The 12810-nt window shown below is 60.8% G+C and carries 13 protein-coding genes; 5 read left to right on the top strand and 8 right to left on the bottom strand.

The genetic code is table 11. From position 1 onward, the window contains the following. Positions 1-26: 26 nt before the first annotated feature. From O2N64_RS11880 to O2N64_RS11905, 6 genes are all read right to left on the bottom strand, one after another. Complete coding sequence (locus tag O2N64_RS11880) at positions 27-512, bottom strand: hypothetical protein (protein ID WP_271077801.1); 486 nt, start codon at positions 510-512, stop codon at positions 27-29. Beyond that, complete coding sequence (locus O2N64_RS11885) at positions 509-958, bottom strand: hypothetical protein (protein ID WP_271077802.1); 450 nt, start codon at positions 956-958, stop codon at positions 509-511. Before O2N64_RS11885 ends, O2N64_RS11880 begins: the two co-directional genes overlap by 4 nt. Then, positions 958-1398: a hypothetical protein gene (locus tag O2N64_RS11890; protein ID WP_271077803.1), complete on the bottom strand. Its 441-nt coding sequence runs from the start codon at positions 1396-1398 to the stop codon at positions 958-960. The genes O2N64_RS11885 and O2N64_RS11890 overlap by 1 nt, the downstream gene beginning before the upstream one ends. Beyond that, entirely contained in the window at positions 1398-1727 is a 330-nt protein-coding gene (locus O2N64_RS11895; RefSeq protein WP_271077804.1) for a hypothetical protein, read from the bottom strand. The genes O2N64_RS11890 and O2N64_RS11895 overlap by 1 nt, the downstream gene beginning before the upstream one ends. Positions 1728-1936: 209 nt before the next feature. After that, positions 1937-2266, bottom strand: coding sequence for a UrcA family protein (locus O2N64_RS11900; protein WP_271077805.1), 330 nt, complete (start codon positions 2264-2266; stop codon positions 1937-1939). A 362-nt stretch (positions 2267-2628) separates the two neighbouring features. Beyond that, complete coding sequence (locus O2N64_RS11905; RefSeq protein WP_271077806.1) at positions 2629-3609, bottom strand: TraB/GumN family protein; 981 nt, start codon at positions 3607-3609, stop codon at positions 2629-2631. Positions 3610-3715: 106 nt separating this feature from the next. Between O2N64_RS11905 and O2N64_RS11910 the strand changes: the two genes are divergently transcribed. The 3 genes from O2N64_RS11910 to ppdK all read left to right on the top strand — a co-directional run bounded on the left by O2N64_RS11910 (position 3716) and on the right by ppdK (position 9805). Next, entirely contained in the window at positions 3716-4627 is a 912-nt protein-coding gene (locus O2N64_RS11910) for a glycine--tRNA ligase subunit alpha (protein WP_271077807.1), read from the top strand. Continuing rightward, entirely contained in the window at positions 4624-7011 is a 2388-nt protein-coding gene (glyS, locus tag O2N64_RS11915; RefSeq protein WP_271077808.1) for a glycine--tRNA ligase subunit beta, read from the top strand. The genes O2N64_RS11910 and glyS overlap by 4 nt, the downstream gene beginning before the upstream one ends. 124 nt (positions 7012-7135) lie before the next feature. Next, positions 7136-9805, top strand: a complete 2670-nt coding sequence (gene ppdK, locus O2N64_RS11920) for a pyruvate, phosphate dikinase (protein WP_271077809.1) — start codon at positions 7136-7138, stop codon at positions 9803-9805. Here the strand turns inward: ppdK and O2N64_RS11925 are convergent. Beyond that, positions 9788-10555, bottom strand: coding sequence for a methyltransferase domain-containing protein (locus tag O2N64_RS11925; RefSeq protein WP_271077810.1), 768 nt, complete (start codon positions 10553-10555; stop codon positions 9788-9790). The two genes, ppdK and O2N64_RS11925, sit on opposite strands and share 18 nt — an antisense overlap. Positions 10556-10596: 41 nt before the next feature. Here O2N64_RS11925 and O2N64_RS11930 point away from each other — a divergent pair, with 41 nt between their 5' ends. Both O2N64_RS11930 and hisI read left to right on the top strand, forming a co-directional pair. Beyond that, positions 10597-11340: a ComF family protein gene (locus O2N64_RS11930; RefSeq protein ID WP_271077811.1), complete on the top strand. Its 744-nt coding sequence runs from the start codon at positions 10597-10599 to the stop codon at positions 11338-11340. Between the two features lie 312 nt (positions 11341-11652). Further along, the gene (gene hisI / locus O2N64_RS11935) at positions 11653-12045 is read left to right on the top strand and encodes a phosphoribosyl-AMP cyclohydrolase (RefSeq protein ID WP_271077812.1); all 393 of its coding nucleotides are present in this window, start codon (positions 11653-11655) and stop codon (positions 12043-12045) included. Here the strand turns inward: hisI and O2N64_RS11940 are convergent. Next, on the bottom strand, positions 12042-12803 hold the full coding sequence (locus O2N64_RS11940) for an aspartyl/asparaginyl beta-hydroxylase domain-containing protein (RefSeq protein ID WP_271077813.1): 762 nt from the start codon (positions 12801-12803) through the stop codon (positions 12042-12044). The two genes, hisI and O2N64_RS11940, sit on opposite strands and share 4 nt — an antisense overlap. Positions 12804-12810: the final 7 nt, after the last annotated feature.

Consider the following 12810-nt stretch of genomic DNA (forward strand, 5'->3'; position numbering starts at 1 on the left):
GACCCGGAAGAGGATGTTGTGAGCGTTCATCGGCTGTCCCTCCAGCGAAGGAACTGAAACACGCTGACAAAGGCGAAGATGAACAGACCGAAGCCGAAGGTCACAACCCCTGCGATGGGCGGGCGCGCCAGCATCCATTCCCAGGATTCGGGGAGTTGCTCCGCTTGCAGGGCGGCGAACGTCAGCCAGGCCGCCGTGAAAAGGACGAATGGCGTAATGGTCACGAAATAGACCACCATCGAGGCAGTCCGGCGCCAGAGAAGCTCTGCATATTCGTCACGCATGAACCACGCCAGCACCAGGAATGCGCCCAGCACATAGGTCAGCAATCCGGTGGCCACGCGGATCAGGAAGCTTCCCAGCCTGCCCGTATCCTCAAGATTGATCAGCACCGTCTGGTCGAGAATGTTGAGGACAATCGCCACGACATAGCCGATCAGACAGATATCCATCAGGCGATAGTAAACGCGGTACCGCATCTTATCGGCATTGCTTGCTGAAGCTTCGATCATGACCGGCCTCGAAATTGGGTGAACAGGAATCCTGCGTGGAAGGCGAGGGCGCACAGTGCGGCGAGCAGCATCGCGCTGTCCATGAAGGGGAGGAGGGTTGCGGCGGAAATGTCCTCCACTTCACCCCCGGCAACCATGGCACCAAAATCACGCGACATGGCAAAAATGCTGACAAGCGCCCGAATGACGAGCCAGATGCCGACGACGACTGCGGTCCACCGTGCACCCTGAATGGCGCAGTCCTTGAAATAGTCGTCATAGCGATGCCAGACCGTGAAAGTGATCATGTAGGTTCCGGCAAGAAGCGCCAGAAAACCTTCAACTTTTACCGACACACCCAGGGCCATGAGAATAAGCATCATCACGCTGATAAAGGCGCCCAGCCAGACGAGGACAAAGTGGCCCTCGCGCTGCTTCTGGGTAGGTGAATAGGGTTCGTACGGCATTATTCCGCTCCGGCGAAAATAAGGTCGCGCAGATAGGCGAAAGCGTATCCGGCATGAAAGAAAAGGCTCAGGATCAGGGCGAGCAGCAGGCTATCCTTGGCGAGAATGTCGAAGCGAGGGATAAACCGCTCGACCAGCGAAGAATCCGCATCTGCCCATAGGACCAAGAGACCAACACCCAGAGCGGCGGCCATCCAGCGCAGTCCCTCAGATACCAAGGACTGATAATAGCCGTCCGTATTGCCTTTCATTCCAGCAACGATCAGCGATCCGCACATGCCTCCGATAAGAGGCCCAATGAATGCGCTGGTCATTCCAGCAAGGTGCATGGCGAGGGCGATGATGTTCACGACACCGGTCGCAAGGGTCAGCCAGTAGAGACGCTCACGGTGTTCGCGCATGGCGGCTTCAGGATCGTGAGTCATAGGGGTGTATGACATCACAGTGCTCCCGTAAGACGCTTGAAATGGAAGGTGAGGTAGAAGGCGTAGAGGGCTAGCGTGCTACTCGCTGCGTAAAGCCAGTCGAATGCTGGCTCGCCGGGCTCTCGGCCCTCGTGAGCAGCATTGTACCCCTCGATAACTCCCAAGGCGAAAGGGCCGAGGAGGGTCCATGCAGCGATTACTATGAAAGCAGCGTTCGCGCCCGATCGCCAAAGTTCTGCCGTATACTCGTCACTATTGCGGGTGAAAAACATGACAGCGAGCGATCCGATCAAAACCAATGCGATCAGCGCGTTAGCTCCACTCGGCGCGTCAACCTGCGTCAAAGCAGTCAAGGCGATCAAGGCGACAAAACCAAGCAAGCCCATCGCAAGATTGAGAGGGGCGCGGTTCTTTCGTGGCTTGGCTGGCGTGGTGGTCACTGGCTGGGTCCCGTATGCAAAAATTCGGTTTGAAAAAGCGTGCCGCTGGGATGGCGCCAAAGGTTCTGGGGGAAACCTTCTGGGGGGCGGCGCCATCCCTATGGCGGGTCGCATTATGCCTTCAGGCTGATTTCCAGAGCGGCATAGCGATCGGACTGTGCATCGGTGATGGCGAGTTCGACGCGCGGGGCGAAGGCTTCGCTCAGCGTGCTGCGGCAGGCAGCTTCGGCGCGGCGAGAGTCCATGTCACGGCCACCCGAGCGGCAGGCGCGGTTGATGGCGTTTTCGATGCGATTTTCCAGGCTTTCCTGACCGGCTGCGGTGGTGAGGTCCAGATCGCCGGTTTCGACGGAGATGGTGACGTTGTCCGAAGCATCCTGTGCAGCTGCAGGAGCAGCGATTGCGGTGGCTACGGCGGCGAGTGCGATGAGGGTCTTGCGCATGATATTGTGTCCTGTTGTCTAGTCAGTTTGTCTCGTCAACCTTCCTTCATGTCAGGTTGCCCTTACTTTATGTCGCGCCTTCTTTCCGATGTCAACATGACCTGACAAAAAGGAATGCAGGCACGACTTTCGGCGGATGATCTCGTTTTTTATCAATTGCTTAGATAATGTGGCGGATGTGGAATTTGCAGCTTCGGAAGAGCGAGATCGGCGAATCACTGCACGCCAGATGGGCTCCGAATCCCCTCAAAAAGCCATTTCGAGTCGAATCGAGTCGCGACTCGATTGGCGACTCGCGAGGCAGCCAAATGGTCGAAAGTTGAAGATGTAAGAGGGCGCGCGATGCGCCGCTCAAAGCAGCGTCAATTCACGCGCTCATAGGGAATGCCTCGTTCGTCGAGCTTCACGAGGACGGACACATTACCTTCGAAATGCCCTGCTCCCACGGCAAGGAGCGTGGTGCCCGGCTGTTCGAGCCGTTCTTCCAGCCAACGTGCCCATTCCGTGTTGCGCCGGTCGAGCAGCATCGCGTCGATCGATTGACCGATCAGGCCATCGCCAATGCCGATGCTGAATTCTTCTGCCACTTCGCCGCGAGCCCAGGCGTGCTCGGCCGCCCAGTATTCGTCGCCGAACCGCTCTTCCCAATCGTCGGAGTAGAAATAGCCCGTTTCCTTGCCGGACCAGTCTACCAGCATGCGCGAAAGATCGGCCATGACTTCCGCATTGTCGAGGCGAAGGAGGCTGTACATGACCTCTCCCGAATCTTCGATCGTCTCGATCGGACGGCGGCGGGACAGGAATTCGCGCTCTAGCGCCGGCTCCACGCCGAACTCGGAATAGGAAACGCCGCGCTGATCCACTTCACCGGTCGAGCCGAGTGTGAGCAACGCCAGCATCACCGGCATGGTATCGACTGCTTCAAACGGCAGAACGGTGCGATTGATCAGTTCGCGCCAGTGCGGGCGAGCTTCCGGCGTCAGCTGCGCCGATGTGGGCCTGCGGCGATCCATGCGGCCCATCATCTTCGTATCGAGATCGAGCGCGTCCAAATTCCGCGCATAATCGCTGTCTTCCAGGACCAGCACATCCGACTCTTCGATAACCTGGTTGATCAGAGGGCTGCGCCAGCGAAAGCCGCGGGGCAGGGCGTGGATCGTGCCGAGCATGTAAATCGTCGTGTCTTCATCGCGGATCGCCCAGATCGCCGGATCGGGGGCATAATCCTGATTGAAGCGATAGTCCTCCGCCTGGTCGCTCGCTCCGACTTGCGCCGCCGTTGGCTGAGCGACGAGGAAGGCGAGGGGAGCGAGGAAGGCGGTGCGAAGGATTTTGCCGATCATGGGCCCTATTTGAGAGGCCAAAAGCCCGCAGTGTCAAGCAGTTCCGATGGCCGCGCGCACGGGCGGCATTGACCCTGCGCGAGGGTTGAGCCATTGCGCCTGCGAAATGACCCAAAACACGGCTCGAAATCCGCAGAAATCCTTTCAGGATATGATCCTTGCGCTCCACGATTTCTGGAGCGCCAACGGCTGCCTCATCCTGCAGCCCTATGACATGCGCATGGGCGCGGGCACATTTCACACCGCGACCACGCTGCGCGCGCTGGGGCCGGAGCCGTGGAACGCCGCTTTCGTGCAGCCCTGCCGCCGCCCGACCGATGGCCGCTATGGCGAGAATCCCAACCGCCTGCAGCATTATTACCAGTATCAGGTGATCCTGAAGCCGAGCCCGCCGGACATTCAGGAGTTGTATCTCAAGAGCCTCGAAGTGATCGGCGTGGATCCGCTCAAGCACGATATACGCTTCGTGGAGGACGATTGGGAAAGCCCGACGCTCGGCGCATGGGGCCTCGGCTGGGAAGTCTGGTGCGACGGGATGGAAGTTACCCAGTTCACCTATTTCCAGCAGATGGGCGGTTTCGACTGCAAGCCGGTGGCGGGCGAGCTGACCTACGGGCTGGAACGCCTCGCGATGTATATCCAGGGCGTCGACAACGTCTACGATCTTGATTTCAACGGGCAGGGTGTCAGCTACGGCGAAGTCTTCCTCGAAAACGAAAAGCAGATGTCGAAGTGGAACTTCGAAGTCGCCGAAACCGATGCGCTGTTCGACCTGTTCAACAAGGCGGAGGCCGAGTGCCGCAACGCGCTCGACAATGATGTGCCCATCGCCGCTTACGAGCAGGCGGTGGAAGCCAGCCATTTGTTCAACCTGCTGCAGGCGCGCGGCGTGATCAGCGTGCAGGAGCGCGCCAGCTACATGGCCCGCGTCCGCGACCTCGCGCGCGGCAGCTGCGAGAAATATGCCGAGGTGATGACACCGCAGTGGCAAGAGAAATTCCCGGAGTGGTCGCTATGAGTGATTTCCTCCTCGAACTCCGCTCCGAAGAAATTCCCGCCCGCATGCAGGCAGGGGCCCGCAGCGAATTGGAAAAGCTGTTCCGCCGCGAGATGGATGCTGCTGGCGTCTCCGTGGGTGACCTTACCGTTTGGTCCACCCCGCGCCGCCTCGCTCTGATCGCGCGCGACCTGCCGGAAGCGACCGAAGCCGTCAGCGAAGAGGCCAAAGGCCCGCCCGTTGGCGCACCCGACCAGGCGGTGGACGGCTTCTGCCGCAAGAACGGCGTGACGCGCGACGATCTCGAAGTGCGCGACGTAAAGGGCCGCGAGACCTATTTTGCGGTGAAGAATGTCCCGGGCAAGAGCATGGGCGATCTACTCGCCGCCGCGATCCCCGCGATCATCCGCGATTTCTCCTGGCCCAAGTCGATGCGTTGGGGCGCTGCCTCGCTTTCGACCGAAAGCCTGCGCTGGGTGCGCCCGCTCTCCGGCATCGTGGCCCTGCTGGGTGACGACGTGGTCGAATGCGAAGTGCACGGTGTGACTTCGGGCGCAGTGACGCTGGGCCACCGCTTCCATCATTCTGGCGACATCACCATCGGCAATGCAGACGATTACGCCATGAAACTGCGCGCGGCGCATGTGATCGTCGATCACGAAGAGCGCGCGACGCTGATCCGCGACGGTGCGCAGCAAGTCGGTTCCGAAGCAGGCCTGACGCTGGTCGAGGATGAAGGTCTCGTCATCGAGAACGCCGGCCTTACCGAATGGCCGGTGCCGCTGCTCGGACGGTTCGAGGATGACTTCCTCGAAGTGCCGCCCGAAACAATCCAGCTCACCGCGCGCGTGAACCAGAAATACTTCGTGTGTGAAAGCAAGGACGGCAAACTCGCCAACGCCTTCATCTGCACCGCCAATATCGAAGCCGCCGACCCGGCAGTGGTGGTCGACGGCAACCGGAAAGTCCTCGCCGCCCGGCTGAGCGATGCGCGGTTCTTCTGGGATGTGGATCGGAAGAAGACGCTGGAGGAGCATGCCGAGGGTTTGAAGCGCATCACCTTCCATGAAAAGCTCGGCACGGTTGCCGATAAGGTGGAGCGCGTTGCAAAGCTCGCCCGCTGGCTGGTGGAAGAAGGGATTGTCACGCCAGACCTCCAATCCCGTCATTCCCGCGAAGGCGGGAATCCAGCTTCTGGTGAAGAAAGCGGGACCCCCGCCTTCGCGGGGGTGACGAAAGAGGAACTGGCCGATCTCGCCGAGCAAGCCGCGCGCCTCGCCAAGGCCGATCTCGTCACCGAAATGGTCGGTGAATTCCCCGAGCTGCAGGGCCTGATGGGCGGCTACTACGCCCGCGCCGAGGGGCTGCCGGACGAAGTCGCCGACGCGATCCGCGATCACTACAAGCCGGTGGGGCAGGGCGATGATGTACCGACCGCTCCGGTGACGGTGGCGGTATCGCTCGCTGATAAGCTGGATACGCTCATCGCATTTTTCAGCCATGACATGAGGCCAACAGGATCGAAAGATCCATTCGCGCTTCGACGTGCCGCAATGGGCGTTATTGCCCTTTTGCTGTCAAACAATCTGCGCGTGAAATTGGGCAATCCGCTTTTCAAGCTTGGTGGAGGTCTACTTTTGCGCACTCAGACATCCATCGCGAAGGAGGGATTGAAGGCATTCACCGCCTTGGCACCCTTCGTGGGAAGAAAAGCTGCTTCCGATGCGATGGTGCACGCTCTCAAATCCTCCGAGAAAACCCCTGAGGAAGAAGGTCAGGAGATCGTGAACATCGCAGGTGAATCCACCACCGCGTTGCTCGACTTCTTCGCCGACCGCCTAAAGGTCCAACAGCGCGAAGCTGGCGTTCGCCACGACCTGATCGATGCCGTGTTCGCGCTCGGCGGGGAGGACGATCTCGTTCGCCTGCTCGCCCGTGTGCATGCGCTCCAGGCCTTTGTCGAAACCGACAACGGCACCAATCTTCTCGCCGGATACAAGCGCGCCGCGAATATCCTCAAGAAAGAAGATTGGTCCAGCGAACCTGTCCACACCGGTGATGAAGACCCCCTCGAGAATGTCGACAATCCCGAATTGCGCGAAGTCTATGCCGAGCAGGTCAAGGCGAAGGGCGAAACACTTTCCTACACGCCCGAGCCTGCCGAAAAGGCGCTGATCGATGCGCTCAATGCGGCGGAACCGCAGGCCGAGATGGCCATTGCTAAGGAAGACTTTGCCGCGGCCATGTCTGCTCTCGCCTCCTTGCGCGCGCCGATCGATGCGTTTTTCGAGGAGGTGACGGTGAATGATGAGGACGAGGTCAAACGAAAGTCTCGCCTCGGACTGCTTGCGCGTTTTCGTGCTGCAGTGCACAATGTCGCCGACTTCTCGAAGATCGAGAGCTAGTTCGCAAAGTCCACGCATTTCCTATGGGTTCTCGCCATAAAATGCCGTGACAACAATAATTTGAAGCAGGTCGGGCGCGTGCTTACAAACCCGATCTGTGTTCCACCAAAGGGACAGGTCATCAATGCAAACGGTCTACACATTCGGCGGCAACGCACCTCACGAAGACGAGAGGCAGAAGGACAAGACCGTAACCGGCGGCAAGGGCGCGAACCTTGCCGAAATGGCGAGCATCGGCCTGCCGGTCCCTCCCGGTTTCACCATCACCACCGAGGAATCGGTGCGCTACCTCAATGAAGGCGAGGACTTCAGCGACAAGCTGCGCAGCGATGTTGCCGAGGCACTGACCCATGTCGAACAAACGGTCGGAAAGCGATTCGGCGATGCCGGCGATCCACTGCTCGTCTCGGTCCGATCGGGCGCGCGGGTTTCCATGCCGGGCATGATGGACACCGTCCTCAACCTGGGCCTCAACGATGAAACCGTGCAGGGCCTTGCCGCGACCAGCGGGGACAAGCGCTTCGCCTGGGACAGCTATCGCCGCTTCATCCAGATGTACTCGGACGTTGTGCTCGGCCTCGATCACGGCCTGTTCGAGGAAGCGCTGGAGATCGCCAAGGAAGACCGTGGCTATTTCAGCGATACGGAGCTGGAAGCAGAAGATTGGGAAGGCCTCGTGACCGAGTTCAAGGCCATTGTCGAGCGCGAGCAGGGCAAGCCGTTCCCGCAGGATGTGAACGAGCAATTGTGGGGCGCGATCGCCGCTGTCTTCGAAAGCTGGGATAGCGAGCGCGCGAAGGTCTACCGCCGCCTGAACTCCATTCCCGCCGAATGGGGCACTGCCGTCAATGTGCAGGCCATGGTGTTCGGCAATATGGGCAATAGCAGCGCGACCGGCGTCGCCTTCACCCGCGATCCCTCCACCGGCGAGCGCGCCTATTACGGCGAATGGCTGGTGAATGCGCAGGGCGAGGACGTCGTCGCCGGCATCCGCACACCGCAATACCTGACCAAGGCCGCGCGTGAGAACGCCGGTGCCGAAAAGCCGAGCATGGAAGAGGCCATGCCCGATGCCTTCGGCGAGCTCGCCCGCGTATTCGACCTGCTCGAGAGCCATTACAAGGACATGCAGGACATCGAGTTCACCGTGCAGCAGGGCAAGCTGTGGATGCTGCAGACCCGTTCGGGCAAGCGTACCGCCAAGGCTGCGTTGAAGATGGCGGTCGACATGGTGGGTGAGGGCCTGATTGACGAAGAAACCGCCATCCTGCGCGTCGACCCGATGGCACTCGACCAGCTGCTGCACCCGACACTCGATCCCGATGCGCGGCGCGATGTGCTGACGCGCGGGCTGCCTGCTTCCCCGGGCGCGGCCTCGGGCAAGATCGTGCTCGACGCGGATACGGCAGAGGAATGGGCGAAGCGCGAAGAGGCGGTGGTTCTGGTTCGCGTCGAAACCAGCCCCGAGGACATTCACGGCATGCATGCGGCGAAGGGCATCCTGACCGCGCGCGGCGGCATGACGTCGCACGCGGCCGTGGTCGCTCGCGGCATGGGTCGGCCTTGTGTGTCTGGCGCTTCGGGCGTTTCGATCAACCTGGCTGAGCGCACCCTGCGCATCGGCGACCGCGAGCTGGCCGAGGGCGATGTCATCACGCTGGACGGTGCGTCCGGCGAAGTCATGGCGGGCGAAGTCCCGACCATTGAGCCCGAGCTGGCCGGTGACTTCGGCGTGTTGATGGAATGGGCGGACAAGCACCGCCGCATGAACGTGCGCACGAATGCCGAAACACCTGCCGACTGCAAGACTGCGCGCGGGTTCGGCGCGGAAGGCATTGGCCTGTGCCGCACGGAGCACATGTTCTTCGATGCTGGCCGAATCAGCGCCGTGCGCGCCATGATCTTGGCTGATAACGAAGCCGGACGCCGTGCGGCATTGGAACGGCTGCTGCCCGAGCAGCGCGGCGACTTTGCCGAGATCTTCCGCACCATGGCAGGCCTGCCATGCACCATCCGCCTGCTTGATCCGCCGCTGCATGAGTTCATGCCGACGCGCGATGAAGAGTTCGAAGCGCTGTCCGACGATCTTGGCGTGGGCGTCGATCACCTAAAGCGCCGCGCGAGCGAGCTGCACGAATTCAACCCGATGCTCGGTCATCGCGGCTGCCGCCTCGGCATCACCTTCCCCGAGATCTACGAAATGCAGGCGCGCGCCATCTTTGAAGCCGCCTGTGAAGTGACGGGCGAGGGCGGGGAGCCCGTCGTGCCGGAAGTGATGATCCCGCTCGTTGCGACCAAGCGTGAGCTGGCGATCCTGCGCGCATTGGTAGACCGGGTGGCCGAAGAGGTGTTCGCCGAAAAGGGCACAACGCTCGACTACCTTGTCGGCACCATGATCGAACTGCCGCGGGCCGCGCTGATGGCGGGCGAGATTGCCGAGGAAGCGCGCTTCTTCAGCTTCGGCACCAACGACCTCACGCAGACCGCGCTGGGCGTGAGCCGCGATGACGCATCGCGGTTCCTCGGCGAGTATGTCGACAAGGGCATCTACAGCCGCGATCCCTTCGTCAGCCTTGATGTGGACGGCGTGGGGCAGCTGGTAGAGCTCGCGGTCGAGCGCGGCCTCTCAACGCGCGGCGACATCAAGCTCGGCATTTGCGGTGAGCATGGCGGCGATCCCGAAAGCATCGGTTTCTGCGAGGAAGTCGGGCTCGATTACGTCAGCGCCTCGCCCTACCGCGTGCCCATCGCTAGGCTGGCAGCGGCGCAGGCGGCGCTAAAACGCAGCCATTGATTTGCGCCCGGTGAGTGTGACGATCTCGAACGTCTCGCTCACCTTGCCATCATCGTCCGCCATGGCGGCAAAGGCCTCTGCTGCGCGCTCAGCACCGGCTCGGGTGAGCGGCGGCGGGGTCGAAGCGAGGACGCCTGTCATCGCCATACCGCGAAGGTCCTGCACCAGCGTGCGCATGGCGGAATAGCGGACAGTGAGCTGGTAGCTGTCGACCACCGGATCGGACCATCCGGCGCGCGAGAGCAGCTGCGGGCACGAACGCGGATCGATCAGCGGATGCATGCGCGCAGCGGGCTTATCCGGCTCAGCCGCCAGCATGGCGCGGCGCAGCTTCGGCAAGCTCATCCCGCCGATGAAGCAGGCAACCGCCATCCCGCCGGGCTTCAGCAGCTCACGCATCTGGATGAGCGCGCCGGGCAGATCGTTGACGGTGTCGAGGCTATTGACGCTGGCGACCAGATCGAAGGAGCCCGACATCTGGTCCACCGGCTGGTCGAAGTCCTGCAACCCGGTGCGCGCAAAGCTCATCGAACGCTCCCAGTTCGCCTGTTCGAGCAAATGGCTGCCAAAGCCTTCGAGCAGCACATCGGTGCCTTCGAAGCGTACGAAGGTGAGCCGTTCGTGAATGTCCTCCGCCATGTGTTCGAGCAGGAACAGTGCACTCTCGCCGCGCTCCAGCATGGTCTCTGCGCGCTTGGAGCGGGCGAGTTTACGGGGCTTACTGAAGATCTGTGGCGGCGCGGTCGACATGCCGCTTGCCTACAGAGGCGAGGCGATGCAGCATAGGGCCAATGTCGGTTTCCCGAACGATGTCAGAGGCCTTCGCCCCGCTGGTGGACCTGGTCTACCCGCCGCGCTGCCCTCTGTGCGGCGACGGTCTGGGCGAGCAGAGCGGCCTCTGCCTGTCTTGCTGGGAAACGCTCGCTCTTCCGAGAGAGCCAAGCTGCACGTCCTGCCAACGCCCCCTTGGCGACGACACGCATGAGGGCATGATTTGCGCCGCTTGCATGCAAAACCCACCAAAGCATGATGGCATCGCGGCGGGCACGATCTACAACGATACCTCGCGGAAGCTGGTGCTGAGCTTCAAGCATGGTCGCAAGATCGCTCTCGCGCCGATGCTCGCCGGCATGATTTGGGCACGGTTAGCGGGGCTCGAAGGTAGGTGGCTCGCAGTCCCGGTTCCGCTCCACCGGTTCCGATTGTGGAGCCGCGGCTTCAATCAGTCGGCTCTGCTTGCCCGCGAGATAGCGAAAGCCGAGAACATCGAATTGCTGGTCGACGGCTTGGTGCGCACGAAACCCACACCCAGTCTTGGCGGTCTTGGCAAGAGGGAGCGCGCACGATCTCTGCAGGGGGCGATCGCTCCGCATCCGAAGCGGAAGGACATGCTTAAAGGCGCGAATGTGCTGCTAGTCGATGATGTGCTCACCAGCGGTGCAACGACAAATGCCTGTGTGTCGGTGCTGAAACGAGCAGGGGCAAAGCGCGTGAAAATCGCCTGCTTCTCGCGCGTACTGGATGAAGCGCTGTGACCGGTAAGGCTGCCAAAAAGCAAAACGCCCGGGAGGTTAATCCCGGGCGTTCGCGTGACGATATCGCTGGAACCTCGCACCACCCCCCAGTGAGTGCGGCAGCTCCAAACCCTCATGATTCGACCCGCTTGCGCGGTTCCGAAACCTCCCATCCCTTGACCGGAATGAAAGCCGGCTCGTCCGGCCGGATGACGCGTTCATTTCACTGAAAGGTTCAAAAGCAAACCACGAACTCACAGCGCGATAGATTTCGGCACACAATTGTGATTATCGTGCAACAAACCGGTATATTGATTGCAACCGGTTTTGCAGATGCGAAAGGCCACTATCATTTCCAGCCATAATCATGAGCGCGAGCACGGCACGCAGTTGATGCCAAAGTTCGATCAGGCGGGCCTGATGAGTGCAGTCGTGCAGGATTCCCGCAGCGGCGAGGTGCTGATGGTCGCCTTCATGGATGAAGAAGCGCTCACAGCCACGCGAGAAAGTGGAGAGGCGCATTTCCATTCGCGCAGCCGGGGCAAGCTTTGGAAAAAGGGCGAGACATCAGGGAACGTCCTCCGGGTCGAGCAGATGCTGATCGACTGCGATCAAGATGCGGTTGTGCTGAAAGTGATCCCGGCAGGCCCGACCTGCCACACCGGCGCGCGCAGTTGTTTCTACCGCGAGCTCGAAGGCGACACGCTGAAACCGGTGACCGATTAGGCTTTGGAACTCGCTTCGGAGTCGCGCAGCGCATTCTCCCAATGGCCCAGCTCTTTCTTCGCATCGCTGACAAACGGACTGCGGCGGATATACCATTCAAAGGCTTTCGCCAGCCAGCTCCCCGGTGCGCGTAGAGGTCTGCCGACCTGGCAGAGCAGGATGATGCGCGGTTCATCGGTGCGGTTCCACACCTCATGCTCATAAGTGTCGTCGAAGATTGTCCATTCGCCTTCACGCCAATGCACGTTCTCCCGATCGACCTGCATGACGCAATTCGCGCGATCCTGCGGGACGATAAGACCGAGATGGGCGGTGAAGAAGCTTTTCGAAACGCCGTGATGCCGCACGATATGCGCACCCGGCGCAAGGATTGAGAAGAACGCGGAATTCAGTTTCGGAATGCGCCGCACAAGCTGCGTTGTGCGCGGCGCCCTTGCCATGTTTTCAGGGACCTCATGACCATAACCGATGAGGAAGAAGCTGCGCCAGGCGTCGTCTGTGGCAATGCGGCGATGATCCGGTGAAATGCGCCTCAGCGGCGGGACGGCGTCGCGATGCTCATAAATCCGGAGTGCTTCATCGCGGATATCTTCCCAGTGCTCCGCTACCTCTCGCGTCCAGTCGAATTGCTCGGCATTGAGCACAGGATCATTGGGAATGAGCGAAAATTTCGCCGCAAAGTCATTTAGTTTGAAGCGATATTTTTTGAGCCACTGATAGACGAGCGGCCTGTCGGGCAAGGCGTTTCCGGATGCCATGCGAAAT

Source organism: Aurantiacibacter sp. MUD61 (assembly GCF_027912455.1).
Taxonomy (GTDB): Bacteria; Pseudomonadota; Alphaproteobacteria; order Sphingomonadales; family Sphingomonadaceae; genus Alteraurantiacibacter.

What these genes read in the sequence shown, in the direction of transcription:
- O2N64_RS11890 (WP_271077803.1), bottom strand. Translation starts at nt 1,398, where the DNA reads ATGTCATACACCCCTATGACTCACGATCCTGAAGCCGCCATGCGCGAA.
- O2N64_RS11940 (WP_271077813.1), bottom strand. Translation starts at nt 12,803, where the DNA reads ATGGCATCCGGAAACGCCTTGCCCGACAGGCCGCTCGTCTATCAGTGG.
- ppdK (WP_271077809.1), top strand. Translation starts at nt 7,136, where the DNA reads ATGCAAACGGTCTACACATTCGGCGGCAACGCACCTCACGAAGACGAG.
- O2N64_RS11910 (WP_271077807.1), top strand. Translation starts at nt 3,716, where the DNA reads ATGACCCAAAACACGGCTCGAAATCCGCAGAAATCCTTTCAGGATATG.
- O2N64_RS11885 (WP_271077802.1), bottom strand. Translation starts at nt 958, where the DNA reads ATGCCGTACGAACCCTATTCACCTACCCAGAAGCAGCGCGAGGGCCAC.
- O2N64_RS11930 (WP_271077811.1), top strand. Translation starts at nt 10,597, where the DNA reads ATGTCGGTTTCCCGAACGATGTCAGAGGCCTTCGCCCCGCTGGTGGAC.
- glyS (WP_271077808.1), top strand. Translation starts at nt 4,624, where the DNA reads ATGAGTGATTTCCTCCTCGAACTCCGCTCCGAAGAAATTCCCGCCCGC.
- O2N64_RS11880 (WP_271077801.1), bottom strand. Translation starts at nt 512, where the DNA reads ATGATCGAAGCTTCAGCAAGCAATGCCGATAAGATGCGGTACCGCGTT.
- hisI (WP_271077812.1), top strand. Translation starts at nt 11,653, where the DNA reads ATGCGAAAGGCCACTATCATTTCCAGCCATAATCATGAGCGCGAGCAC.
- O2N64_RS11905 (WP_271077806.1), bottom strand. Translation starts at nt 3,609, where the DNA reads ATGATCGGCAAAATCCTTCGCACCGCCTTCCTCGCTCCCCTCGCCTTC.
- O2N64_RS11925 (WP_271077810.1), bottom strand. Translation starts at nt 10,555, where the DNA reads ATGTCGACCGCGCCGCCACAGATCTTCAGTAAGCCCCGTAAACTCGCC.
- O2N64_RS11900 (WP_271077805.1), bottom strand. Translation starts at nt 2,266, where the DNA reads ATGCGCAAGACCCTCATCGCACTCGCCGCCGTAGCCACCGCAATCGCT.